The sequence below is a fragment of the Xanthomonas populi genome (assembly GCF_002940065.1).
GTDB lineage: Bacteria > Pseudomonadota > Gammaproteobacteria > Xanthomonadales > Xanthomonadaceae > Xanthomonas > Xanthomonas populi.
Genome location: NZ_MDEJ01000010.1, coordinates 1 through 24,201 on the forward strand (window position 1 = coordinate 1; position 24,201 = coordinate 24,201).

Genomic DNA, 24,201 nt, shown 5'->3' on the forward strand with positions numbered 1-24,201 from the left:
CATCATCGGCTCACCACACAAACGGGCACGGCCTTAGGATCTGCTGCGGACTCAGTCGCTGCGCCAGGCCCGCATGCAGCATCGCCACCATTGCCGTATCGCTACTGGGAAAGCTACACCGGCATCTACCACACCGACACTCCGAACTGGCGCACGCGCGGTACGCTCACCCTGGACTGGAGCTACGGCAACCTGGCCGCCAACTGGGCCGTGCGTTACTACTCGGGCATGAAGGACGACGACTCGGAGCTGGACGACAGCGGCAACTATGGCAACGTCGCGGCGGCCGCGTTCAACGATATGCAAGTGTCTTATCAGGCGCCGTGGAACGCGACCGTACATGTCAGTCTGAACAATGTATTGGACCGCGACCCGCCGGTGGCGCTCAGCGCCTCTCCCAATTCGTTCGATTCGGCCTACGCCATCCCTGGACGCTGTAGCTACCTGAAGTACACCCAGCGCTTCTGATTCGCCGCAGTTGGTTGGCTGATCCGCTATTTGGACACGCGTGTTGTCACAACGAGCTGCTTCGGGAGGTCGTTGTATTTATGCCAACGTTGACACGCAGCGGGCCGGTTGGCACACAGCACGGCGATGGCGGCATGCGAGGACATTTCCACGGCACATCACACCGCTAGCCTGCAGTCACTAAAACAAGAAACCTGCTCTCTCTCCCTGCCGCCGATCTTCGGCGGCCTTTTTTTGGGGAGCGTACGTGCAGACTCCAAACCCAACACCGCGTTATTCCAGTGTATAACCCACGCGCAATCCACCCCAGTGCTTGCGGCCGACGAAGATCGGGGCCGACAGGTCGAACATGATCTGGCCGGTGTCGCGGCGATACACCTGCAGGCGATACGGGTCGGTATGCGCGCCCACGCTGCGGCCAACGCGATCGGTGAAGGTGCGCTTGGTACGGTTGCCGACCAGATCGCGCTTGGGATCGCCGGTCAGCGGCTGGGTGAAGCGCAGATTGTGCGTGGGCACATAGCCGTCGGGATTGGCGCAGATGGCGAACACGATCCAGGGATGCGCATCCAGCAGCGGCTCTTGCAAAGCCGGTAATACCTCGTCGCAGAGCGCGTCGAAATCGCTACTGAACTTGGGCGGCTCCACGCCGGCAATCGGTGTGTAGATGCGTGCGAACAACGACGCTTCGTCGATCTGTCCACGTGCGATGGCTTGCGCCAAGGCGCTGCCGATGCGGCCGGCGGTCGCCACTGCCAGTTCCTTGACGCGCGCGTGCCTGTGCACTTTCAGCGGGTCGGCCGGCAAACGGAACAGGCCCACACAATCGCGCAGGGTTTCGGTACCGCGCTCCAGCGCCTCGCTGCGTTCGGCCACATGCGCGGCATGCTGCAAGTTGCTGCGGCCCAGCGCCACCACGCCATCCACGGCGCTTTCGATCCCGCGAATCTCGCTGTCCTGCGCCTGGATACGCCCGGCCACCGTCGTCATCGCGCTGCTGGCCTGGCCGAGCATGCGGGTGATGCCATTGAGCACCGCTTCGGTGCCGCGTGCAGATGCCGCGCCCTCGCCCACCGCAGCGCTGGTTTCGGCCAGGATCGCGCGCACGTCGCGCGCTGCCGCTGCCGCGCGTTCGGCCAGGCGGCGGATTTCGGTGGCGACCACCGCAAAACCGCGCCCGGCATTGCCGGCGTGGGCCGCTTCGATGCTGGCGTTGATCGACAGGATATTGGTCTGGAACGCCACCGAGTCGATGACTTCGATGACCTCGCCGGCACGCGCCGCGCGGCGTTCCACTTCGTGCATAGCCTGGCCTAGCGCATGCGCGGCAGCCACGCCCTGACGTGCACTTTCGTCGGCGCTGGCGGCCAGCGCAATCACCTGCGTCAGATCGGCGTTGACGTCCTGCAAGCTAGCCGACAGCCGCTCTACGGAGGTGCGGGCGCCATCCAGTGCTTCGGTCTGCGCCTGCGACTGGCGCACCATCTCATCGTTCTCGGCCACCAGCGGCGGCACTTCGGCAGCGATCTGCACCGACAGCGCGACGGCCTGACGGATCGCTTCGGCCAGATTGCCGAAGCCAGCCTGCAGCCGGCGACCCATGTCGGTCTCTGCCAACCCCGGTGGCAACAACAGTTCCAGCTCGCAACCAGCCAGCGCCTGTGCGGTGCGCTCCAGCACGGTACGGTCTTCGTGTTCGGCCTGCAGGCGTGCAACCAGGGGCTGCAGCAGTGGCGAGATCGGCACCGGCCGGCTGTCTTCGGCCAGGCGGGTGGCTTCGCGCAGCAAAATCGCGGTTTCCACATGCGGCAGCGACAGCATCCAGCCACCATGTTCGCGATCGCGCACATAGCGCACGCGCCGGGCCGGGTCGTCGCCCGCGGCGGCCCACACGCCGTCTTCGCCGACCAGATCGGCTGCGCTCAATCCCCACAGCACCGACGCTGACGCGCCTTGCAGTTCGCTGGCGGTCTTGCCAAGCACGTCCAGGCCGGCGCGGTTACAGGCCACCAGGCACGCATCGGCCGATAGCCGCAGCAAAGCGACCGGTGCATCGGGGAGCAACGCCGCACGCATTTGCGACGGCAGGTCAGGCTGTTGCATCGAGCTCATGGGAATTCCTAAACCATCACGATCATTAGCGGCCCGCTGCGGCTGGAGTTGAGCGGCGCAGCGCACCCACAAGCGCTTGTTCAGTAACCTGCCGCCTGCCCGTCCTTGCGGCTTTCCGAAGCGCCGTAATACACACCGTTGGCTGGGTCGCGTGCAATCGCCTGGTACCCGCCATACGGGCCGTCGGCAAGGATCACCCGGTGGCCTTTGCGCATCAACGCGCGAATGGTGTCGTAGGAGAAACCGGTTTCCAGATTGACCTCGCCGCCGTCGCTCATCGCAGTGGCCTGGCCAGTCGGCTCGGTGGAGCCTTCATGCTGGATGCGCGGCGCATCGCCGGCTTCCTGCACATTCATATGGGAATCCACGAGATTCATCACGATCTGCACGTGCCCCTGCGGCTGCATCGCTCCGCCCATCACCCCGAAGCTCAGCCACGGTTTGCCATCCTTGGTGACCAAGGCGGGAATGATCGTCTGGAACGGCCGCTTGCCCGGCGCGTAGCCATTGGGGTGGTCCTTCTTCAGCACGAACATCTCGCCGCGGTCCTGCAGGATGAAACCCAGCCCGGGCGGCGCCAGGCCGCTGCCCATGCCGCGGTAGTTGGACTGGATCAACGACACCATCATGCCATCGGCGTCGGCCACGGTCATGTAGATGGTGTCGCCCTCTTCCAGTTGTTTGGGCGTGCCCGGTTGCACTTCCTTGAGCGCCTTGTCCATCGAAATCAATGCACGGCGTTGCGTGGCGTAATCCTTGGAGATCAGCTTGGCCAGCGGCGCCGGCTGGAAGGCCGGGTCGGCGTAGAAACTCGCGCGATCGGCGAACGCCAGCTTCTTGGCCTCGGTGAACAGGTGCAAGTGCTCGGCCGAACCGAACGGGATTTTGGAAAAGTCGTAGCCTTCCAGGATGTTGAGCATCTGCAACGCGGCAATGCCCTGGCTGTTGGGCGGCAATTCCCACACGTCATAGCCGCGGTAGTTGGTGGACACCGGCTCCACCCACTCGCCCGTGTGGCTGGCCATATCCTCGTAACTCAGGTAGCCGCCATTGGTCTTGAAGTAGGCGCCGATGGTGCGGGCGATGTCACCTTTGTAGAACGCATCGCGGCCGTCGTCGGCGATCTGCTGCAGCGTGTTGGCCAGGTTCGGGTTCTTCCACAGCTCGCCCTTGCGCGGAGCGTGCCCGTCGATGGTGAACTGCTCTTTGAAGCCGGGATACTGCGACAAATGCAGCACCGAACGGTCCCAGTAATAGGCGATGGTCTCGGCCACCGGATGGCCTTCACGGGCATAGCGAATGGCAGGGGCCAGGTTCTGCGCCATCAGCCTGCGACCGAAGCGCTCGTGCAGCGCGAACCATCCATCCACCGCACCCGGTACCGACACCGGCAGCGGGCCGGTCGGCGGGATATCCTTCAACCTGCGGCGCTGGAACTCGGCCAGAGTCAGCGACTTAGGCGAGCGGCCCGAGCCGTTGTAGCCGTAGAGCTTGTTGGTGCTGGGGTCCCAGACGATGGCGAACAGATCCCCGCCCACCCCGTTGCCGGTCGGCTCCATCAGGCCCAGCGCCGCATTGGCGGCGATCGCCGCATCCACCGCCGAACCGCCGTCCTTCATGACATCCAGCGCGATCTGGCTGGCCAACGGCTGCGAGGTGGCCGCCATCGCATGCGGGGCGATGACTTCCGAACGGGTAGCGAACGCCTGCCCGGTCACGCGATCAGCAGCACCAAGAGGAGGCGCGAGCAGCACCAGAGCAGACACCAATAAGACGGGTACGCAACGCATGACAGGCGGCCTCCACGACACAACAGAATGCGTCGCCAACCATACCAGCGGCGCATGCTGTCTCGTTAGATGACCATTGCTCGGCGGCGCGAATGCCGCGCATTTAGTGACCCGCATCGGCCCGCACTGCCGTGCATCGATCCGGTTTCAGCGGTAACCATACTGCTGTCATGCGGTTTGGCGCGGCGACTTGCAAATAGAGGCGGCCGTTTCACGCGCAAGGGTTGACATCCCACCTGCGGCGATGGTTATCTCATTCCCATGCAGGACCACCACACTATGTCGAACGCCCCAGCATCCGCGCCCTTCGGCGCGTTGGCAGCGTCGCTTCTCGTGCTCGTACTTATTACCTCGCCAACCGTTGCGGGACGAGACTTCGTGTAGGCAATAGACACACAAGGCTTCGATCAAACCCCGCACCGGCAACGGCGCGGGGTTTCGCGTTTCAGGGACCACCAAAAGTTTCGAATGACATGAACGACATCACTGACATCGCCGCCATCTGCACCACCCGCGCCCACAACTGCGCCGGTGCACGTGCCTGCATGGCAAGTGCCATCGTCCATCCCCGCTTTGCTCGGCCGGCCAGTGTCTCCACTGCCTGCTGATCCCTTCCCCACTGTCAACCCCCGCAAGGACTTACTCCATGAGCAACGACATCCAACCGAAAATCGCGATCATCGGCTACGGCAGCCAGGGCCGCGCGCATGCGCTGAACCTGCGCGATTCCGGCTTCGACGTCACCGTCGGGCTGCGTCCCGGTGGCCCGACCGAATCCAAGGCGCAGGCCGATGGCTTCACCGTCGTGGCGCCAGCCGAGGCAGTGAAGAGCGCCGACCTGGTCGCGATCCTGACCCCGGACATGGTGCAGAAGAAGCTTTACGAAGAGATCATCGCACCGAACATGAAGCAGGGCGCCTGCCTGCTGTTCGCGCATGGCCTGAACGTGCATTTCGACATGATCAAGCCGCGCGAAGATCTGGATGTGGTACTGGTCGCGCCGAAGGGCCCAGGCGCACTGGTGCGTCGCGAATATGAAATCGGCCGCGGCGTGCCGTGTATCTATGCGGTGTACCAGGACACCAGCGGCAAGGCCGAGCAGTTCGCGCTGACCTATGCCGGCGGCCTGGGCGGTGCACGCGCCAACATCATCAAGACCACCTTCAAGGAAGAGACCGAGACCGATCTGTTCGGCGAGCAGGCGGTGCTGTGCGGCGGCGCCTCGTCGCTGGTGCAGGCCGGTTTCGAAGTGCTGGTGGAAGCCGGCTATCAGCCCGAAATCGCATACTACGAAGTGCTGCACGAACTGAAGTTGATCGTGGACCTGTTTTACGAAGGCGGCATCACCCGCATGCTTGAATTCGTGTCCGAAACCGCGCAGTACGGCGACTATGTCAGCGGCCCGCGCGTGATCGACGCCAGCACCAAGGCGCGCATGAAGGACGTGCTGACCGACATCCAGAACGGCACCTTCACCAAGAACTGGGTGGCCGAATACGAGGCCGGCCTGCCGAACTACACCAAGTTCAAGCAGGCTGATCTGGAGCACCCGATCGAAGAAGTGGGCAAGAAGCTGCGCGCCAAGATGGTCTGGCTCAACGGCGAACAACAGGCCGCTGCCGCACCTGAGAATCAACAAGCGGCTTAATGCCACAGCACCCCCCCGCTAATACGAAAGGTCCGCAACGCATGAACACCTCCGCACACAGCACGCCCCGCAATGGCGCGCGCTGGCTGACGCAGGCCCTGGAAGCCGAGGGCGTGGAAACGCTGTTTGGCTATCCGGGCGGCACCATCATGCCGTTCTACGACGCCCTGGTGGACTCCAGGCTCAAGCACATCCTGGTTCGTCACGAACAGGGCGCCGCACTTGCCGCCAACGGGTACGCCCGTGCCAGCGGCCGGGTGGGCGTGTGTGTGGCCACTTCCGGCCCCGGCGCGTCCAATCTGGTCACCGGCATCGCCGATGCGATGCTCGATTCGGTGCCGATGGTGTGCTTGACCGGCCAGGTTGCCACGCCCTTGCTGGGCACCGATGCGTTCCAGGAACTGGACGTGTTCGGCATGACCATGCCGATCGTCAAGCACAGCTTTCTGGTGCGGAGTGTGGAGGAGCTTCCGGAGATCGTGCGCGAGGCGTTTCGCATCGCGTGCGAGGGCCGCCCAGGGCCGGTCCTGATCGACCTGCCCAAGGACGTGCAGGTCGCCGATGCCTCGCATTTGCCCGACCACGTGCCGGCGGTGGCGGTGCCGCCGCCGGCACCGGCAGATGCGAAATTGGCCGAGGCATTGGCGACCATCGCCAGTGCCGAGCGCCCGGTGATTTACGGCGGTGGCGGCATCGCCCTGGGCAACGCGGTGGACGCGTTCCGCCGTTTTGTCGAAGTCACCGGCATCCCCACCGCGCTGACCTTGCGCGGTTTGGGGGCGTTGCCGCATGCGCATCCGGATTACCTGGGCATGCTTGGCATGCACGGCACCCGTGCGGCCAATATGGCGATCCAGGAATGCGATCTGTTGGTGGTCGTTGGCGCACGTTTCGACGACCGTGCTACCGGCAAATTGAGTGAGTTCGCCCCGCTTGCGCGCGTCATCCATCTGGATGCCGACGCGTATGAAATTTCCAAGCTGCGCACTGCCGACATCGCAGTGCCCGGCGATGTGGCACTAAGTTTGAAAGCCTTGAGCGCGGCACGCGGCAACTGCCAGGCATGGCGCACCCGTTGCTTTGCCAATCGCGAAAAATACGGTGCGCGCTACGACGCGCCCGGTACCGACATCTACGCGCCGGCGTTGCTGAAGCGCCTGAGCGAAGTGGCCCCGGCCGACACCATCATCGCCTGCGACGTGGGTCAGCATCAGATGTGGGTGGCGCAGCATTGCCGTTTCAATCATCCGCGCAATCACCTCACCAGCGGCGCACTCGGCACAATGGGCTTCGGCCTGCCGGCGGCGATGGGTGCGCAGTTCGCCTGCCCCGACCGCACCGTGGTGCTGGTCTCCGGCGACGGCAGTTTCATGATGAATGTGCAGGAGCTGGTGACGATTGCGCGCTGCAAGCTGCCGGTGAAGATCGTGCTGCTGGACAACAGTTCGCTGGGCATGGTGCGGCAGTGGCAGGAGCTGTTCTTTGCCGAGCGCTATAGCGAGATCGACTTGTCCGACAACCCGGATTTCGCGGCGTTGGCGCAGGTGTTCGGCATCCCGGCCAAGCGCATCGTCGCGCGTGCCGATGTGGATGGCGCGCTGGCCGAACTGCTGGCACAGCCCGGCCCCGGCCTGCTGCACGTGGCCATCGATGCGCGTGCCAACGTCTGGCCGCTGGTGCCGCCCAATAACGCCAACAGCACCATGCTGGACAGCAATCCAGCACACGCGGCCAAGGAGACATCGCATGCGTTACCGGCTTGATCTGGTGCTGAAGCCGGCCGAAGGCGCGTTGGTGCGCGTGCTCGGCATTACCGAGCGGCGCGGCTTCCGTCCGTGCGCTATCCAGGGCGCCTGCGCCCCGGACGATGCGGGCCGCTGGCATCTGCAGTTGGATGTGGACAGTACACGCCCACCGGAAACGCTGCGCCTGCAGTTGGAAAAGGTGTACGACTGCGCGTCGGTGGTGATCACTGCGCTGGAATCGGTCGAGGTCGCTGCATGAACACCCAGACCTCGCGCGACCATCAAACCGCTGTCCGGAGGTGTCTTCTTCCGGATCGGCCGTTCGCGTGCCGCAATGCCTGATTCCCGTTGCCCGTCACTGCAGGAGCCAAACGTAAGCGACGTGGCCGTCAGCGTTGCCGACGTGCTGGCTGCGCAGGCACGCCTGCGCAAGTACCTGTCGCCCACGCCGCTGCATTACGCCGAGCGCTTCGGTGTGTGGTTGAAGCTGGAAAATCTGCAGCGCACCGGCTCCTACAAGGTGCGCGGCGCATTGAATGCGCTGCTGGCCGGCTTGGAACGCGGCGACGAGCGTCCGGTGATCTGCGCCTCGGCCGGCAATCACGCACAAGGTGTGGCGTGGTCGGCATATCGGCTGGGCGTGCAGGCCATCACGGTGATGCCGTACGGCGCGCCGCAGACCAAGATCGCCGGTGTCGCGCACTGGGGCGCAACTGTACGCCAGCATGGCAACAGTTACGACGAAGCATTTGCATTTGCGCGCGAGCTGGCCGACCAGAACGGCTACCGCTTTCTGTCCGCCTTCGACGACCCGGATGTGATCGCGGGGCAAGGCACCGTGGGCATCGAACTGGCCGCGCATGCGCCGGACGTGGTGATCGTGCCAATCGGCGGCGGCGGGCTGGCCTCCGGGGTGGCGCTGGCACTGAAATCGCAAGGCGTGCGCATCGTCGGCGCGCAGGTGGAAGGCGTCGATTCGATGGCGCGCGCAGTGCGCGGCGACTTCCGCGAAATCACCCCGGTGGCCACGCTGGCCGACGGCGTGAAGGTCAAGATTCCCGGCTTTCTGACTCGCCGTTTATGCGCAAGCCTGCTCGACGATGTGGTGATCGTGCGCGAGGCCGAATTACGCGAAACGCTGGTGCGTTTGGCGCTGGAAGAACACGTCATCGCCGAGGGCGCCGGTGCGCTGGCGCTGGCCGCTGGTCGCCGCGTTTCGGGTAAACGCAAGTGCGCAGTGGTCTCTGGCGGTAATATCGACGCAACTGTTCTGGCCACCCTCTTGTCCGAGGTGCGGCCTCGGCCGCCACGCAAGCCGCGTCGTCGCAATACCGAGCGACTGCGCAACGAACGCAGCGCCAAATCACTTCCCAAAACACCCGTTCTTTCCCGCCCATCCGCAGTCGCTTCAACGCCTGTGACCGCCATCGCCATCGCCGTAGAGGAGTCTTCATGGTGAACACGACCGTATCCAACCAGACCCCGCGTATCCGAATTTTCGACACCACCCTGCGCGACGGCGAGCAATCCCCCGGCTGCAGCATGACGCCCCAGCAAAAGCTGGTGATGGCGCGCGCGCTGGACGAGCTCGGCGTGGACATCATCGAAACCGGCTTCCCAGCCAGCTCGCATTCTGACCGCGAAGCCGTCGCGATGATCGGCCGCGAGTTGCATCGCCCCACGCTGGCAGTACTGTCGCGCTGCCTGCAAGCCGATATCGAAACCTCCGCACGTGCGCTGGAAGCGGCTGCCAACCCACGCCTGCACGTGTTCCTGTCCACCAGCCCGCTGCATCGCGAGCACAAGCTGCGCATGAGCCGCGAGCAGGTGCTGGAATCGGTGCACAAGCATGTGGCGCTGGCGCGCGGTTACATCGACGATGTCGAGTTCTCCGCCGAGGACGCCACCCGTACCGAAGAGGATTTCCTGGCCGAGGTCACCCGCGTGGCGATCGCCGCCGGTGCCACCACAATCAATCTGCCGGACACGGTGGGCTTCACCACGCCGGAAGAGATCAGCGGCATGTTCTCGCGCCTGATCGCCAGCGTGGAAGGTGCCGACACCGTCATCTTCAGTGCGCACTGCCACAACGATCTGGGTCTGGCGGTGGCCAACTCGCTGGCCGCCATCGAAGGCGGCGCACGGCAGGTCGAATGCACCATCAACGGCATCGGCGAGCGCGCGGGCAACTGCGCGCTGGAAGAAATCACCATGGCACTGAAGGTGCGCGGTGCGTTCTACAACATCGATACCGACATCAACACGCCACGCATCGTTTCCACCTCGCAGTTGCTGCAGCGCCTGGTCGGCATGCCGGTGCAGCGCAACAAGGCAGTGGTCGGCGGCAACGCGTTTGCGCATGAGTCGGGCATTCATCAGCACGGCATGCTGCGTCATCGTGGCACCTACGAAATCATGCGGCCGGAGGACGTAGGCTGGGAGTCCTCGCAGATGGTGCTGGGCCGTCACAGCGGCCGCGCTGCGGTGGAGCAGCGTCTGCGTGCATTGGGTTATCTGCTGGAAGAAGACGAGGTCAAGCTGGTCTTCGAACAGTTCAAAACTTTGTGCGAAAAGCAGCGCGTGGTCACCGACGCCGATTTGCAGGCACTGATGCAAGATGCCACCGTGCAGGAAGGCTACCGCCTGGCCTCGATGACCATCAGCGATGTCGGTAGCCGTGCGAACGCGTTGGTGGAGTTATCCGATCCGGAAGGCAATCGTGTCGCTGAAACCGCGCAAGGCAATGGCCCGGTGGATGCACTGTTCGGCGCACTGGCCTCGGCCACCGGCGTGAGGCTGGAGCTGGACAGCTACCAGGTCCACAGCGTGGGCATCGGCGCAGACGCGCGTGGCGAAGCCAGCCTGAGCGTGCGCCACGACGGCGTGGAATACGAAGGCACCGGCACCAGCAAGGACATCATCGAAGCCAGCGCACTGGCGTGGCTGGATGTGGCCAACCGCCTGTTGCGCCAGCGCGAGCGTGGCGTGGTCGCCGGCAAGACGGCTGCGGTGGCGTAACGCGGCGCGCAGCGATCTACCGATCCGATCCTGACGGCCAGCAGAGCGATCTGCTGGCCGTTCTGGTTTTTTAGCCTGGGCGTAGGGATTGGCAGGGAATCGTGATGGCGCTATCCAAGTTCTGCCACGCCATTGCGGCAAGCTGCTGGAGCGAACCCTGTGGCGAAGCGCATGCGCACCTCAAAATTTGTAGGTGAAGTTGGCGTACAACTGCCGCCCGATCGCGCTGTACACGCGCGGGAAGTACGGCCATGAGGTGTAGGTGTCGTCGCGCGGGTGGATTCTGTCGAACACGTTCAACACACTGAGGCCGAGCGTGGCCTTGTCGGTGATCTGCTTGGCGATGTCCACATTCCAGACCACGTACTGCGCCACGCGTCCGCTCTGGGCGTAGTTAGGGCGCGAGCCGTAGCGGTAGCCGTACAGGCTGGTGGACCAGTTGCCGATGCTCCAGTTCAGACGCCAGTTGCTGCGCGTGCGGAACGCCAGGTAGTCGACGTCGTTCATCGCGTCCACCGGCTTGGCCCCGGCGAACTGCGCCACTTCCATCTTCAGTACGTGGGTATAGCCCGCCTGCAGGCCGAACGCGCCCCAATCGCCGAGGTCGACGCTGTAGCGCAGATTGGCGTCGACACCGTCGGTGCGCATCAGCGACTGGTTGATCGGGAAGGTCTCGAACGCGGTGATCCGGCCTTCGGCGTTCAGGTCTGTGCCGGGGCTGCGGGTCACCGACTGGATATAGAACTGGCACGCCGCCGACGCAGTATCGACCGCATTGCCGGCGCGGTCGCGGCCGAGCAGGCAGTTGGCGTTGTTCTCCAGCAGTGTCTCGCTGGAGATCTCCTGCACTCGCCCTTCCAGGTCGATCCGGTAGTAATCCGCGCTCAGCAACAACGTCGGCAGCACGTCCCAGACGAAGCCCAGCGTGGTCGACTTGCCCTTCTCTTCCTCCAGCAGCGGATTGGACGACTGGGTGGAGAAGGTCTGGTACTCGTGCGCGGCCGAACAGGCGTCCGACAGCGGATCCAGGCCATCGCGGCGGCACAGGTATTCGTCGGTGACGGTGGGATTGTTGGCGCTGGTGCCCGCGTAGATCCACAGCAGGTCCGGCCCGCGGAAACTGGTGGCGTGACTGCCGCGCAGCAGCAGGCTGTCGAACGGCCGCCATTCCAGCCCGGCCTGCCAGGTGGTGGCATCGTCGACCGAGGTGATGTCGTCGTACTTGTCGTAGCGCCCGGCCAGCGTGGCGCTGAGCCGGCTGAAGATCGGCACGCGCAACTCCAAGCCGGCGGCGTAGCGGTCGCGCGGGCCGCCGCCCGGGGTCTGGGTCAGGTTGTAGACGCGCTCGCTGCCGGTGTAGGCCACAGTGGTGCGCGGATCCGGATCCAGGTCGTACTTCTGCCGCGCCGCCTCTAGCACGGTGGCGATCTGCAGCATGCCGGCCGGCAGCACGAACAGGTCGCCGCTGAACACGAACTGGGCCTGGTCGGTGCTGGATTCGCCGCGGCTCACCACCTCGGTAGTGAGCTGGTCGTACAGCGCCGCATTGCCCGGCGCGAACAGCCTATCGGCGTAGAACTCGCGGATCTCGGTGCCATCGGGCCGATAGCCCAGCACCGGCCCCATGTAGTGGTCGCGCACCGCGTTGGTGAGGAAGCGCGGACGTCGCGTGGTGATGTCGTAGCGCGACATCGACACGCTCGCATCCCAGTCGAAGCGGCCGTCGAACAGCTTGCCGCGCACGCCGGCGTTGAGGTTCCAGGACTTCTCGTCGTACTCGATGTTCTTGATCCCGCCCACTTCTGAGGGCAGGAAGACGCGCTGCGCGGTGACCAGGCCCAGATCCGGGTCGTAGACGGTCAACGCGCCTTCGCCGATGTAGTAGTGGGTCTGGCTGGAGCTTTCGTCCTTGGAGCGATTGGCCAGCACCTGCGCATAGCCGGTGACATCGTCGCTGACATCGAAACTGCCGGACAGGTAGGCGGAGGTCTTGCCGTAGCCGTTCTGCACCGAGCGGCCTTCGTAATAGCCGAACGCGCCGCAGCGCTTGGGCGCAGCCAGGCTGTCGGCGGTCTTGTAGGGCACGAACGCCGGGTTGGTCGCCGCGCAGGCCGCGTCCAGCGCGCCGGCCGAGGTCGACAACGTGCCGCTGCTCGGCCACAGGTAGGTGTTGCCGCGGCGTAGGTAGACCCCGGAAATCGACGCGTTGGGGCTGGACGGATCGGCCTTGTTGCCGGGATGGTCGTCGTACGAATCCAGGAAGTCGCGCTGGCTGGCGACGATCGCTTCCCGGTCCAGCCGCTCGAACGCGTAGGTCAGGCTCCAACGATCGCCGGTGCGCCCGCCGCTCCATTGCAACTGGCCGCTGTCGCCGCCGCCGCGCGTGGTGGTGCCGCCGCGCAGGCGCAGCGTGTCGCCGTTGAAATCGCGTTTGGTAATGATGTTAACCACGCCGGCCACCGCATCGGAGCCGTAGATCGCCGAGGCGCCGCCGCTCATCACCTCGATGCGCTCCACTGCCGCGGCGGGAATGCTGCCCAGGCTGACCGCGGTGCCGTTGGCGCCGTAGGACTACGGGTAATCGGCCATGCGCTTGCCGTTGAGCAGGATCAGCTGGTAGCCCGGGCCCAGGCCGCGCAGGTTGAGATACTGGCCATTGGGCGAACTGCCGGTCTGGTCGCTTTCGTTGAAGGCGCTGCCGCTGAACTGGGTCAACGTGCCGAGCGATTCCCACACCGTGCTGAAGCCCTGCTTCCGGATGTCCTCGGCGGTGATGACGGTCACCGGCGCCGGACCCTCCACCTGCGCGCGCGCAATGCGCGAGCCGGTAACGGTGACCGTGTCCAGGTCGCGCGTGGCGCTTGACGTTTCCTGCGCCGCTGCAAGAGGCGGCAGCGCGAGCCCCGCCAGCAGCGCAAGCGCAATGCGAGACGGTCGTAGGTGGAAACGCGAACGCAGAACTCGGATGAACATGCAGATCTCTCCTGCAATCGACGAGAAACGATGACGACGGCGCCCGGAGTCGACGCAAGGCCAGCAGCCGGCTGCATCCCCAAGCCTACGCGCGAACACCATCGCACACCGCAGTGACTTGCATGACCTTGCCGACCGACCTAACGAAAATGGCCATCGTCCACCAGAACGATAGCCACCACTGTTCAAGCAAGAAGGGCTTTTACAGCGCGGCCACCACCGCATCCCCCATCGCCACGGTACCGACCTCGGTGGTGCCTTCCGACCAGATGTCGGCGGTGCGCACGCCTTGGTCGAGCACCTTGCCGACAGCGTGCTCGATGGCATCCGCTGCAGCCGGTTGCGCGAAGGTGTAACGCAACATCATTGCAACCGACAGGATGGTGGCCAACGGATTGGCGACCCCCTTGCCCGCGATATCCGGCGCCGAGCCATGACACGGCTCGTACATGCCTTTGCTGTTGGCATCCAGCGAGGCCGATGGCAGGATGCCGATCGAGCCGGTGAGCATCGACGCCTGGTCGGACAGGATGTCGCCGAACATGTTGTCGGTGACGATTACGTCGAACTGTTTTGGCGCACGCACCAACTGCATGGCCGCGTTGTCCACATACATGTGCGATAGCGCGATGTCCGGATAGTCCTTGGCAACTTCTTCCACTACCGCACGCCATAGCTGGCTAGATGCCAACACGTTGGCCTTGTCGACCGAGCACAACTTCTTGCCGCGCAAACGCGCCATCTCGAAGCCGGCCTTGGCGATGCGGCGGATCTCGCTTTCGCTGTACGGCAAGGTGTCGTAAGCCTGGCGCTCGCCATTGTCCAGCGTGCGCGTGCCGCGCGGCTGACCGAAATAAATACCGCCTGTGAGCTCACGCAGAATCAGCAGATCCAGCCCGGACACCACCTCCGGCTTGAGCGTGGAGGCATCGGCCAGCTGTGGATACAACAGTGCCGGACGCAAGTTGGCGAACAACCCGAGCTGCGAGCGGATCTTGAGCAGGCCACGCTCCGGGCGCAGCGCAGGATCGATGGTGTCCCATTGCGGCCCACCGACTGCGCCCAGCAGCACCGCGTCGGCAGCGCGTGCGCGCTCCAGCGTTTCGTCGGCCAACGGGCTGCCGTATTTGTCGTAGGCCGCTCCACCGAGTTCGTCGTACACCAGGGTGAAACCCAGGCCATGTTGCGCGTCGATCCGCGTCAGCACCTTGACCGCTTCGGCCATGATCTCCGGGCCGATGCCGTCGCCAGGAAGAATCAAAATCTGCTTGCTCATGCAATCCTCGTAAGTTGGCGCCGTAGCTCCCTGAAAATCAACGTGTGGCCCATACCACCAGCACATCGGTGCTGAAGGAACCATCGGCCGCAATCTGAAAGTAGTCGCGCACCTCGTCCACCGCCGCGTGCTGCAATGCGCGAACGGCCGCGCGCAACACCTCCGGCGTGCGCATGCGGTCTACCCAGCTCAGATAGTCCAGTTGCAGCCGTTGGCACTGATGACGCTGCAACCGCAAGCCGGCATCACCCACCATCTGCAACCACTGCGCCGCACTGTAGTCGCGCACATGGCTCGTATCGCGCAGCAACTCGATCGCCTGCAGGTGCGTGTCCAGCAATGGCAGCCCAGGCGCCACCACATCGATAAAGGCAGCGATCCCGCCTGGCCGCAACACGCGCCGCACTTCGCGCAGTGCCTGTCCCAGGTCGCTCCAATGGTGCGCCGAGTAGCGGCTGACCACTGCATCCATGCTGCCGCTCTCGAACGGCAAGCGCTCGGCGACGCCTTGCAGAGTACGCACCTTCGTCAGCCCACGCTTGGCGGCGGTGGCGGCCACGACGGTAAGCATGTCGGCAGACAGATCATAGGCCACCACCTCGGCCATCAACGGCGCCAGCTGGAAACTCACATGCCCGGCACCGCAGCCAAGGTCTAGCAATCGGCCGTTGCGATGACCGGCCAGACCAGCGCGGAGCTCGGCGAACTCGGCGCCTTGCGCATGCACGTCGCTGTGCAGATAGGCCTGCGCCTGCGGACCGAACTGCGCAGCGACATGCGCGCTCTGCGCTCCCGCATCGGTGGCGTTGGCAACCGAGTTCACTGCAGCGCGCCGAACAACCACGGTTGACGCGCGCGATGGCCTTGTTCGAAGCGACCGATCGCATCGGCGTCCTGCAAGGTCAGGCCGATGTCGTCCAGCCCGTTGAGCAGGAAGTGCTTGCGGAAGGCATCGATGTCGAAGCTGTATTCCACGCCATCGGAGCGGCGCACGCGTTGTGCGGCCAGATCCACGGTGAGTTGATAGCCCTCGGTCGCCAGGCATTGTTGGAACAGCGCATCCACTTCCGCTTCGGCCAGCACGATCGGCAGCAGGCCGTTCTTGAAACTGTTGTTGAAGAAGATGTCGGCAAAGCTCGGTGCAATCACTGCGCGAAAGCCGTATTCGTCCAGCGCCCACGGCGCGTGCTCGCGCGAGGAACCGCAGCCGAAGTTTTCGCGTGCCAGCAACACGATGGCACCTTGGTAGCGCGGGAAATTGAGTACAAACTCCGGGTTGATCGGGCGCTGGCTGTTGTCGCGACCAGGCTCGCCGATATCCAGATACCGCCACTCGTCGAACAGGTTCGGACCGAAGCCGGTGCGCTTGATCGACTTGAGAAATTGCTTGGGAATGATCTGGTCGGTATCGACGTTGGCGCGATCCAGCGGCGCGACCAGTCCGGTGTGTTGGGTGAAAGGCTTCATGTTCGTTCCTCAGGCCTGCATCAGCGTGCGCACATCAACGAAGTAGCCGCTGATCGCAGCAGCCGCTGCCATCGCAGGGCTGACCAGATGGGTGCAACCACCGGCGCCCTGGCGGCCTTCGAAATTGCGGTTGGAAGTGGAGGCGCAATGCTCGCCGCTGCCCAGCTTGTCCGGGTTCATCGCCAGACACATCGAGCAACCCGGCTCGCGCCATTCGAAGCCGGCGTCCAAAAACACCTTGTCCAGGCCTTCGGCTTCGGCCTGCGCCTTGACCAGACCCGAGCCCGGCACCACCAATGCTTGCTTGATGGTGGAAGCGACCTTGCGGCCCTTGGCAACCGCAGCGGCCGCACGCAGGTCTTCGATGCGTGAATTGGTGCACGAGCCGATGAACACGCGATCCAGGCGGATGTCGGTTATCGGCTGGTTTGCCCGCAAGCCCATGTATTTGAGCGCGCGCTCGATCGAATCGCGCTTTGTCGGATCATGTTCGGCGGCCGGATCGGGCAAGTGCTGATCCACCGCCAGCACCATTTCCGGCGAGGTACCCCAGCTGACCTGTGGCTTGATGTCTTCTGCGCGCAGCTCCACCACGGTGTCGAAGTGCGCATCGGCATCGGAGACCAACGTGCGCCACAACGCGACCGCCGCCTCCCAGTCGGCGCCCTTGGGCGCGAACGGGCGACCTTCGACATAGGCAATGGTTTTTTCATCCACCGCCACCATGCCCACGCGCGCGCCAGCTTCGATGGACATGTTGCAGATGGTCATGCGGCCTTCGATCGACAACGCGCGGATCGCGCTGCCGGCAAATTCCAGCGCATGGCCGTTGCCGCCGGCGGTGCCGATCTTGCCGATCACCGCCAGCACGATGTCTTTGGCAGTCACGCCGAACGGCAGCGTGCCTTCCACGCGCACCTGCATGTTCTTCATCTTCTTGGCGATCAGGCATTGCGTGGCCAGCACATGCTCGACCTCCGAGGTGCCGATGCCATGCGCCAGCGCGCCGAACGCGCCATGCGTGGAGGTGTGCGAATCGCCGCAGACCACGGTCATGCCGGGCAAGGTGGCGCCCTGCTCCGGGCCGACCACGTGCACGATGCCCTGGCGGGTGTCGTTCATCTTGAACTCGAGGATGCCGAAATCGTCGCAGTTCTCGTCCAGCGTCTGCACCTGAAGGCGCGAGACTTCGTCGGTGATCGACTCCAGCCCGCCCTGACGTTCGGCACGTGTGGTCGGCACGTTGTGATCGGGCGTGGCGATGTTGGCGTCGATGCGCCACGGCTTGCGCCCGGCCAGGCGCAGGCCTTCGAAGGCTTGCGGCGAGGTCACTTCATGCAGGATGTGGCGGTCGATGTAGATCAGCGACGAGCCATCGTCACGGCGCGTGACCTCGTGCAGTTCCCACAATTTGTGGTACAGCGTCTTGGCGGTCATCGCAGCAACCCGATTGGCGGACGGTGGGTTCGCCCACCTGGCTGAGTTCGATGCTAGGAGCTTGCCTTGAATAACGCAAATTCATATTGTTTATTCAATAAATGAATTTAAGGAATAGCAATGGACCTGGCCAACCTCAGCGCGTTCGTGGCGATCGCACAGAGTGGTAGCTTCTCGGCAGCCGGCGAGGCCCTGCACCTCACCCAGCCAGCGGTGAGCAAGCGCATCGCCTTGCTGGAAGGGCAATTGTCCGCCCGCCTGTTCGACCGCCTCGGCCGCCAGGTGGTGCTGACCGAAGCCGGCCAGGCCTTGCTGCCGCGCGCGCAACGCATCCTGACCGAGCTGGAAGACACCCGCCGTGTGCTGGAACACCTGGGGGCTGCCGTCTGTGGGCGCCTGAGTCTGGCCACCAGCCACCATGTCGGACTGCACCGCCTGCCCGCACTGCTGCGGCGCTTCGCTGCAGAACATCCGCAGGCAGCGCTGGACATCCAGTTCATGGATTCGGAATTGGCCTATGCAGCCGTGCTGCGCGGAGAAGTGGAATTGGCGGTCACCACGCTCGCGCCGGACACACGTGCACCGCTGCGCGCGCAGCCGATCTGGCACGACCGCCTGCAGTTCGTAGTGGCGCCGGATCATCCGTTGGCGGCGGTGCGCGCGGTGACACTGAATGATGTGGTGACGCATCCGGCGGTGCTGCCGGATCCGGGCACGTTCACCCATCGCATCGTTGCCGGCCTGTTCGCCGAGCGCGGTCTGGTAACGCGTGTGCGCATGAGCACAAACTATCTGGAGACGATCAAGATGCTGGTCTCGGTGGGTCTGGCCTGGAGCGTGTTGCCGGAGCGCATGATCGATCATCAGATCGTCGCCCTGCCGCTGGCCGATGTGGCGCTGTCGCGCGTGCTGGGCTGCGTGACACATGGCGGGCGCACCTTGTCACGGGCCGCGCAGGCGTTTGTTGCGTTGTTGAATGCGCAGGCGGAGCAGCTGCAGGGGTGAACGGTGACTGCTTTGCGAGCTGCGCTTGTTCGTATCGAACGTACCGAAACCAGCAATGCGCGCGGCCAGCACGCGTTGCAACGCAAGCGCGTTACCGCCCCACCAACCGATCCCGCACCTGCCGCTTGGCCTGATACAAACGACGATCCGCCAACGCCAGCACTTCGCGCCGGCTCGGTGCTTCATCGCTCATCGCCATGCCCATGCTGGCGGTACAACGCACGGTTGTGCCCTGCGCGTCGACACCGATCGTTGCAAGCCGTTGACGCATGCGCTCGAACAGCGCGCGTGCCTGCGCCGGGCCCAGGCCGATGCCCGCCAGCAAGAACTCCTCGCCACCCTGCCGGGCAGCAAAGCACTGCGCCTGATCCTGTTCGCTCAATGCCTTGCCAATCGCAGACAGCACCGCATCGCCGACCTCATGGCCGTAGGCATCGTTGATGCGTTTGAGGTGATCGATATCCATCAGCGCCAACGCCAATGCCGCACCACCGACGTGCGCCTCGTCGAACCAGTGCTGCAGCACGCGCCTCGGCCTCGCGCCGGTTGGGCAGCGCAGTGAGTACGTCGTGGCTGGCGCGATATTCCAGCTGCCGCATCAACGCCTCGCGCTCCTGGCTGGCCTGCAGCAGCGCGAGATTCTTATCGCTCAACTCGCCCGTGCGCCGGTCGATCACCGTGTTGAGCTGGCGCTGGCGACGACGGTAGCTGGCGCAGCGCCACAGATAAAACCCGTAGATCACACTGCCCAGGCAAAGGATGCCCAGCGCCCTCACGTCGCCACGGCGCCACCAGGGCGGCGCCAGTTCGATGACCAAGCTGGATTGGCCCAGCAACTCGGTCTGGCGCCAGTCCACCGGCAGCCACATCGCCTGCACCCAGAAGCGAAAACGCCAAGGCGGCAGAGTGGTGTAGATCGCCTCGATGGCGCTGTCGGCATCCACCCACTCCGGGTCGGAGCCTTCCAGCCGCTAGCGATAACGCACCTTGTCCGGCCTGCAAAAATTCAACCCGGTATAGTCAATGGCGATACGCCGGGTGTCTGCGCCCAATCGATGCGGGCCGTTCAACCGCTGCACCATGCCATCGACCAGCAAGCGCTCGAACACGATCGGCACACGATGACCTTGCAAGGTGCCCACACGCGTCGAGTGGATCACGCCCAGACCGGCTGCGGTGGGAAACAGCACCTGTCCGGACTGTGTCATCCACCCGGCCGGTGCACTGCTGCCGTTGGCTTGACTGCCGGGCATGCCGTCGCTGCGATCCACCACTTCCACACTCAATTGCCCGCGCGTGCCGGCATCGCGTTGGTCGAAATCGCTGCGCGCGCTGCGGAACACGCCGTGGTTGCTCGACAACCAGAAATAGACGCGGCCGTCGTCGATCACCCGAACCACTTTGTCGCGCGGCAACCCGACCCGATGGTCGTAGACGCGGACTGTCTCTCGGCGCAGGCGCAGCAGGCCGCGATCGCTGGCGATCCACAGATCGCCAGCGTCGTCGGCCGATAGCGCAGTGACGCGTGCACGCGGCAGACCGGCCTGGCGGCCGACATCGACCACGCGCCCATCGGCCTCGATCCGTTACAGCGTCTGGGGCGTGCCCACCCACAACGCGCCGTCGGCACGCCGCAACAATGCGCTGACCGCCAGATGCCGGACGGAGGCATCGCCCAGCTGCTGCCAGTGGCCATCCTGAGAGTGATAGACCCCATCGAATGCGGTGGCGAACCACATCCCGCCGGTGCTGTCGCGCACCACCACGAACACACCGCCCAGCTCGAAGCCAGGGGTGTTCTGACGGTCGTAGACCGTGAAATCGCGGCCGTTGAAGCGCGCCACACCTTTGCAGGTTTGCCGACATACGTCGACGTACCGTCAGTCACTCTATCACCGGGTTTTTCAACGCCCTAGGGAAGGTCTGATTAACCCATGCATCGCCGCTATGCGGCTCAGTCAAATCAATGAGTTAAGCTTCGCGCAAGTGGTTAATCAGAGAATCCCTAGAGGATCGCCTACAGCTGCCAGGCAGGCGATGACACCGGGAGGCCTTCAGATGAGACAGTTATCGGCGATAAGCAAGCTTGTCCACCGCAGTCACTCCGCCAGCGAATCAGGCGCGACGGTTTGTGAGCGCTTCAATGCATTTCATAGGCCCGAGTATAAATATAGAACCCAATGGTCTAGTATTGGCGGCATGTCCAGCTTGCCCCCCCTCAAGTCCAAGACCAAGAGCAACGGTCCTGGGCGTCCCAAGGATCTTGGGAAACGCGCCGCCATTCTTGGCGCCGCCCGCACCATGTTCACGGAGCAGGGCTTTGCTGGGGTCAGCATGGACAGCATCGCCGCAGTCGCAGGTGTTTCCAAACTGACCGTCTACAGTCACTTTGGCGACAAAGAGAGCCTGTTTTCTGAAGCGATCCGCGCACAATGCGAGCACATGATGCCAGACGATCTGTTCGACCACGCCCCAAAAGGGAGTGTGCGCGACCAGCTGATCGAAATCGCCGACGCCTTCTTTGCGCTGGTCAGTACCGACTCGGCGATCGCCACCCACCGCATGATGATGGCACCTGGTACTGGCAATGTGCACGTGCGCGCAATGTTCTGGGATGCCGGCCCCAAGCGAACCCAACAGGCGCTGGCGGATTTTCTCTCGGCGCGGGTTGCCGATGGTCAACTGGATATCCCCGAGCTTCCGCGCGCTGCCTCTCAGTTTTTCTGCCTGCTCAAAGGCGAGCTGCATGCGCTGATGATGTGCGGCCTGCACGGCCAGCCCACCCGCGCGCAGGTGGATGAGCACATTCAGGCCAGCGTGGATTTCTTTTTGAGAGCGTATGCGCCGCGCTGATTGCACCGAGACGTTGGTGGCGATGACTCCCGGCGCTGCGTGCTTTAGCCGCGCGCCGCGATGCTAGATGCACCAGTTGCCTCGCGCACCGGTAAAATGGCTGCCCCACTGCGTTGGATAGCCGCACCATGACGATCGATTTCTCCCAAGCCCGCGAAAAGATGGTCGAACAGCAGATCCGGCCGTGGGACGTGCTGGACCTGCGCGTGCTCGACGTGCTGGCGCGCCTGCCGCGCGAAGCCTTCGTGCCCGGGGCTTACAAGACCCTGGCCTACGTCGATGTGGAAATTCCGCTGTCGGCCGGTCACAAGATGATGAAGCCGGTGGTCGAAGGTCGCATGCTGCAGACGCTGGATCTGCAGCCGGGCGACGACGTGCTGGAAATCGGCACCGGCAGTGGGTTTTCCACCGCCTGCCTGGCCGCACTGGCCCGCGACGTGGTGAGCCTGGAGATCGACCCGGCACTCGCCACCGCCGCACGCGCCAATCTGGACAGCACCGGCCTGGGCAGCAACGTACGCATCGAAACCGTCGATGCGTTCGGCTGGCAGAGCGAGCGTCGTTTCGATGCCATCTGCATCACCGGCGCGGTCGACACGCTGCCGACCCCGTGGCTGCAATGGTTGCGCCCGAATGGCCGGCTGTTTGTCGTGCGCGGTCGCGAACCGGTGATGGAAGCGGTCCTGGTCCGTGGCGACGTCAACGCACCGCGCATCGAATCGTTGTTCGAAACCGACCTCGCCTATCTTCAGGGCGCCGCACCGACGCCCCGATTCCACTTCTGATTCCCAAGGAAGCTTCCCCGATGATCTGCCGATCCCTCGTCCTGGCGCTGGCCGCCGCCCTCTCTCCGATGGCTGCAAACGCCACCGATCTGCTGCAGGTCTACGAAATGGCCCGCAACGGCGATCCGCAGCTGGCAGTGGCCGAGTCCACCCGCCTGGTCAATCGGGAAGGCCAGGTGCAGGCGCGGGCGGCGCTGTTGCCGCAGCTCAACGGCGCCTACGACTACAGCAAATCGCACCGCGAGATCGAGCGCCAGGAGGGCCTCATCACCACCTCGTCGCGTTCCAGCCAGATCCAGGGTTCGCAGACCATCTTTAACTGGACCCAGTTCTCCAACCTGCGTGCACAGCGCCAAGTCGCACGGGCAGCAGACTTCACATTGGCATCGGCCAACAACGACCTGATCACCCGCACTTCGGCAGCCTATTTCCAGGTACTGGTGGGAATCGAATCGCTGGCGGCGGCAGAGACCAACGAGGCAGCGGCCAAGAAGCAGTTCGACTATGCCGACAAGCGCCTGGAAGTGGGCTTGGCGCCGATTACCGACGTGCATGAAGCACGCGCTCAGTATGATCAGGCGCGCGCCGACACCATCAATGCGCGCAACACGCTCAAGGACTACTACCAGGCACTGACCGAACTGACCGGCCAGCCGGTGGTGGGCCTGCGCGCGTTGCCGGAAGAGTTCCGCCCTGAAGTGCCGGCTGCTTACGCCAATGTCGATCAACTGGTTGCCGCAGCCATCGCCGACAATCCGGCGTTGAAGGCACAGCAACTACAGGTCAGTGCGGCCGAAGCCAGCATTACTGCAGCACGCGCTGGTCACTTGCCTACGATCAACCTGACCGGCAGCGTGGGGCGCAGCAATAGCTGGGGCACCGGAGCCGCAGAAAGCGGCGTGTTCACCACCCAGGGCCGCGACATCGATGCCGACGCGATTGGCGTGACCGTGTCGATTCCAATCTTCGCCGGTGGCGCCACGCAGTCGGCCGTTCGCCAAGCGCTATCGCAGCGTGACATCCAGCAGGACACCTACGAGCAGCAGAAGCGCGCGCTGGATCGCAACACACGTAATGCCTATCAGACGGTCGTTGCCGGCATCAGCGAAGTGGAAGCCCGCCGTCTGGCCGTGGTGTCTGCCCAGGCTGCGTACGACGCCTCGCAGGTGGGTCTGGAAGTCGGCACGCGCACCGTGCTGGACGTGGTGCAGAACCAGCGCACCCTGTTCCAGGCGCAGGTGAACTACGCGCAATCGCGCTACAACTTCCTGCAGAACCGTTTGCTGCTGGGCCAGGCGATCGGCAAGCTCGACATCACCGATCTGCAGGATGTAAACCGCCTGCTGTCGCAGGACGCCGAGTCGAAGCTGCAAGGCAGTGGCTCGCTGCAGTAAGACGATCTGACAGGTAACGCAAAAGGCGGGCGCAGGCCCGCCTTTTTTGCGCAAATTCTCTGTACTTGTCTTAGATCGGCTAACAAAACTACTGCGCAGCCGCCGGGCGGGCGCGGCCGGTGCTCGGAATCGGCATGTGCCACTCGTAGACTCCGGTTCTGAGCGCGCCGTCCGCACCCACCTGACGACTGCTCGCTACGTTTTGTTAGCCGCTCTAAATCTTGCGGGCG

General features: G+C 64.2%; 17 protein-coding genes, 1 other RNA gene and 3 pseudogenes. 11 read left to right on the plus strand and 10 right to left on the minus strand.

All coding sequences use genetic code 11. From position 1 onward, the window contains the following. Positions 1 to 468 (plus strand): annotated as a pseudogene (locus tag XpopCFBP1817_RS02800) (TonB-dependent receptor); the annotation flags it as partial. A 273-nt stretch (positions 469 to 741) separates the two neighbouring features. Here XpopCFBP1817_RS02800 and XpopCFBP1817_RS02805 read toward each other — a convergent pair. Both XpopCFBP1817_RS02805 and ggt read right to left on the minus strand, forming a co-directional pair. Further along, complete coding sequence (locus XpopCFBP1817_RS02805; RefSeq protein WP_167393801.1) at positions 742 to 2,580, minus strand: methyl-accepting chemotaxis protein; 1,839 nt, start codon at positions 2,578 to 2,580, stop codon at positions 742 to 744. Positions 2,581 to 2,660: 80 nt separating this feature from the next. After that, on the minus strand, positions 2,661 to 4,370 hold the full coding sequence (gene ggt, locus XpopCFBP1817_RS02810) for a gamma-glutamyltransferase (protein WP_128415894.1): 1,710 nt from the start codon (positions 4,368 to 4,370) through the stop codon (positions 2,661 to 2,663). Between the two features lie 646 nt (positions 4,371 to 5,016). Here ggt and ilvC point away from each other — a divergent pair. From ilvC to XpopCFBP1817_RS02835, 5 genes are all read left to right on the plus strand, one after another. Next, positions 5,017 to 6,018, plus strand: coding sequence for a ketol-acid reductoisomerase (gene ilvC / locus XpopCFBP1817_RS02815; RefSeq protein ID WP_128415895.1), 1,002 nt, complete (start codon positions 5,017 to 5,019; stop codon positions 6,016 to 6,018). 41 nt (positions 6,019 to 6,059) lie between these two features. Then, the gene (ilvG, locus tag XpopCFBP1817_RS02820; protein ID WP_128415896.1) at positions 6,060 to 7,781 is read left to right on the plus strand and encodes an acetolactate synthase 2 catalytic subunit; all 1,722 of its coding nucleotides are present in this window, start codon (positions 6,060 to 6,062) and stop codon (positions 7,779 to 7,781) included. Then, entirely contained in the window at positions 7,765 to 8,022 is a 258-nt protein-coding gene (locus tag XpopCFBP1817_RS02825; protein WP_128415897.1) for an ACT domain-containing protein, read from the plus strand. The genes ilvG and XpopCFBP1817_RS02825 overlap by 17 nt, the downstream gene beginning before the upstream one ends. Positions 8,023 to 8,097: 75 nt before the next feature. Continuing rightward, the gene (locus tag XpopCFBP1817_RS02830) at positions 8,098 to 9,222 is read left to right on the plus strand and encodes a threonine dehydratase (protein ID WP_128415898.1); all 1,125 of its coding nucleotides are present in this window, start codon (positions 8,098 to 8,100) and stop codon (positions 9,220 to 9,222) included. Then, entirely contained in the window at positions 9,219 to 10,781 is a 1,563-nt protein-coding gene (locus XpopCFBP1817_RS02835; protein WP_128415899.1) for a 2-isopropylmalate synthase, read from the plus strand. Before XpopCFBP1817_RS02830 ends, XpopCFBP1817_RS02835 begins: the two co-directional genes overlap by 4 nt. Before the next feature lie 180 nt (positions 10,782 to 10,961). On the opposite strand, the gene XpopCFBP1817_RS23685 is transcribed toward XpopCFBP1817_RS02835, so the two are convergent. From XpopCFBP1817_RS23685 to leuC, 6 genes and pseudogenes are all read right to left on the minus strand, one after another. Then, the gene (locus XpopCFBP1817_RS23685; protein ID WP_341865986.1) at positions 10,962 to 13,241 is read right to left on the minus strand and encodes a TonB-dependent receptor; all 2,280 of its coding nucleotides are present in this window, start codon (positions 13,239 to 13,241) and stop codon (positions 10,962 to 10,964) included. Further along, positions 13,242 to 13,979: pseudogene (locus XpopCFBP1817_RS22520) on the minus strand (TonB-dependent receptor plug domain-containing protein); the annotation flags it as partial. It abuts the gene before it with no gap. Continuing rightward, positions 13,957 to 15,030, minus strand: a complete 1,074-nt coding sequence (gene leuB / locus XpopCFBP1817_RS02845; protein ID WP_128415900.1) for a 3-isopropylmalate dehydrogenase — start codon at positions 15,028 to 15,030, stop codon at positions 13,957 to 13,959. The pseudogene XpopCFBP1817_RS22520 and the gene leuB, both read right to left, overlap by 23 nt. A gap of 37 nt (positions 15,031 to 15,067) precedes the next feature. After that, entirely contained in the window at positions 15,068 to 15,853 is a 786-nt protein-coding gene (locus XpopCFBP1817_RS02850; protein ID WP_128415901.1) for a class I SAM-dependent methyltransferase, read from the minus strand. Beyond that, positions 15,850 to 16,497, minus strand: a complete 648-nt coding sequence (leuD, locus tag XpopCFBP1817_RS02855; protein WP_128415902.1) for a 3-isopropylmalate dehydratase small subunit — start codon at positions 16,495 to 16,497, stop codon at positions 15,850 to 15,852. The genes XpopCFBP1817_RS02850 and leuD overlap by 4 nt, the downstream gene beginning before the upstream one ends. Positions 16,498 to 16,506: 9 nt before the next feature. Further along, positions 16,507 to 17,934 carry a 3-isopropylmalate dehydratase large subunit gene (leuC, locus tag XpopCFBP1817_RS02860; RefSeq protein ID WP_128415903.1) on the minus strand — a complete coding sequence of 476 codons (1,428 nt, stop codon included), beginning with the start codon at positions 17,932 to 17,934 and terminating at the stop codon, positions 16,507 to 16,509. 120 nt (positions 17,935 to 18,054) lie between these two features. On the opposite strand from leuC, the gene XpopCFBP1817_RS02865 reads away from it, so the two are divergent. Next, positions 18,055 to 18,939 carry a LysR family transcriptional regulator gene (locus XpopCFBP1817_RS02865; protein ID WP_128415904.1) on the plus strand — a complete coding sequence of 295 codons (885 nt, stop codon included), beginning with the start codon at positions 18,055 to 18,057 and terminating at the stop codon, positions 18,937 to 18,939. A gap of 91 nt (positions 18,940 to 19,030) precedes the next feature. Here XpopCFBP1817_RS02865 and XpopCFBP1817_RS02870 read toward each other — a convergent pair. Both XpopCFBP1817_RS02870 and XpopCFBP1817_RS23875 read right to left on the minus strand, forming a co-directional pair. Continuing rightward, positions 19,031 to 20,444: pseudogene (locus tag XpopCFBP1817_RS02870) on the minus strand (diguanylate cyclase); the annotation flags it as partial. Between the two features lie 81 nt (positions 20,445 to 20,525). Continuing rightward, positions 20,526 to 20,783 carry a hypothetical protein gene (locus tag XpopCFBP1817_RS23875; RefSeq protein ID WP_425479046.1) on the minus strand — a complete coding sequence of 86 codons (258 nt, stop codon included), beginning with the start codon at positions 20,781 to 20,783 and terminating at the stop codon, positions 20,526 to 20,528. 355 nt (positions 20,784 to 21,138) lie between these two features. On the opposite strand from XpopCFBP1817_RS23875, the gene XpopCFBP1817_RS02875 reads away from it, so the two are divergent. The 4 genes from XpopCFBP1817_RS02875 (at position 21,139) to XpopCFBP1817_RS02890 (ending at position 24,182) form a co-directional block, all read left to right on the plus strand. Beyond that, positions 21,139 to 21,792 (plus strand): TetR/AcrR family transcriptional regulator, encoded by a 654-nt coding sequence (locus XpopCFBP1817_RS02875; RefSeq protein WP_128415905.1) that lies wholly within the window; start codon positions 21,139 to 21,141, stop codon positions 21,790 to 21,792. A 128-nt stretch (positions 21,793 to 21,920) separates the two neighbouring features. Next, on the plus strand, positions 21,921 to 22,577 hold the full coding sequence (locus XpopCFBP1817_RS02880; protein ID WP_128415906.1) for a protein-L-isoaspartate O-methyltransferase family protein: 657 nt from the start codon (positions 21,921 to 21,923) through the stop codon (positions 22,575 to 22,577). A 20-nt stretch (positions 22,578 to 22,597) separates the two neighbouring features. Then, the gene (locus XpopCFBP1817_RS02885; protein WP_128415907.1) at positions 22,598 to 23,971 is read left to right on the plus strand and encodes a TolC family outer membrane protein; all 1,374 of its coding nucleotides are present in this window, start codon (positions 22,598 to 22,600) and stop codon (positions 23,969 to 23,971) included. Between the two features lie 134 nt (positions 23,972 to 24,105). Beyond that, a non-coding RNA gene (locus XpopCFBP1817_RS02890) (sX9 sRNA) lies at positions 24,106 to 24,182 on the plus strand. Positions 24,183 to 24,201: the final 19 nt, after the last annotated feature.

What these genes read in the sequence shown, in the direction of transcription:
- XpopCFBP1817_RS02805 (WP_167393801.1), bottom strand. Translation starts at nt 2,580, where the DNA reads ATGAGCTCGATGCAACAGCCTGACCTGCCGTCGCAAATGCGTGCGGCG.
- ggt (WP_128415894.1), bottom strand. Translation starts at nt 4,370, where the DNA reads ATGCGTTGCGTACCCGTCTTATTGGTGTCTGCTCTGGTGCTGCTCGCG.
- ilvC (WP_128415895.1), top strand. Translation starts at nt 5,017, where the DNA reads ATGAGCAACGACATCCAACCGAAAATCGCGATCATCGGCTACGGCAGC.
- ilvG (WP_128415896.1), top strand. Translation starts at nt 6,060, where the DNA reads ATGAACACCTCCGCACACAGCACGCCCCGCAATGGCGCGCGCTGGCTG.
- XpopCFBP1817_RS02825 (WP_128415897.1), top strand. Translation starts at nt 7,765, where the DNA reads ATGCGTTACCGGCTTGATCTGGTGCTGAAGCCGGCCGAAGGCGCGTTG.
- XpopCFBP1817_RS02830 (WP_128415898.1), top strand. Translation starts at nt 8,098, where the DNA reads ATGCCTGATTCCCGTTGCCCGTCACTGCAGGAGCCAAACGTAAGCGAC.
- leuB (WP_128415900.1), bottom strand. Translation starts at nt 15,030, where the DNA reads ATGAGCAAGCAGATTTTGATTCTTCCTGGCGACGGCATCGGCCCGGAG.
- leuD (WP_128415902.1), bottom strand. Translation starts at nt 16,497, where the DNA reads ATGAAGCCTTTCACCCAACACACCGGACTGGTCGCGCCGCTGGATCGC.
- leuC (WP_128415903.1), bottom strand. Translation starts at nt 17,934, where the DNA reads ATGACCGCCAAGACGCTGTACCACAAATTGTGGGAACTGCACGAGGTC.
- XpopCFBP1817_RS02865 (WP_128415904.1), top strand. Translation starts at nt 18,055, where the DNA reads ATGGACCTGGCCAACCTCAGCGCGTTCGTGGCGATCGCACAGAGTGGT.
- XpopCFBP1817_RS02875 (WP_128415905.1), top strand. Translation starts at nt 21,139, where the DNA reads ATGTCCAGCTTGCCCCCCCTCAAGTCCAAGACCAAGAGCAACGGTCCT.
- XpopCFBP1817_RS02880 (WP_128415906.1), top strand. Translation starts at nt 21,921, where the DNA reads ATGACGATCGATTTCTCCCAAGCCCGCGAAAAGATGGTCGAACAGCAG.
- XpopCFBP1817_RS02885 (WP_128415907.1), top strand. Translation starts at nt 22,598, where the DNA reads ATGATCTGCCGATCCCTCGTCCTGGCGCTGGCCGCCGCCCTCTCTCCG.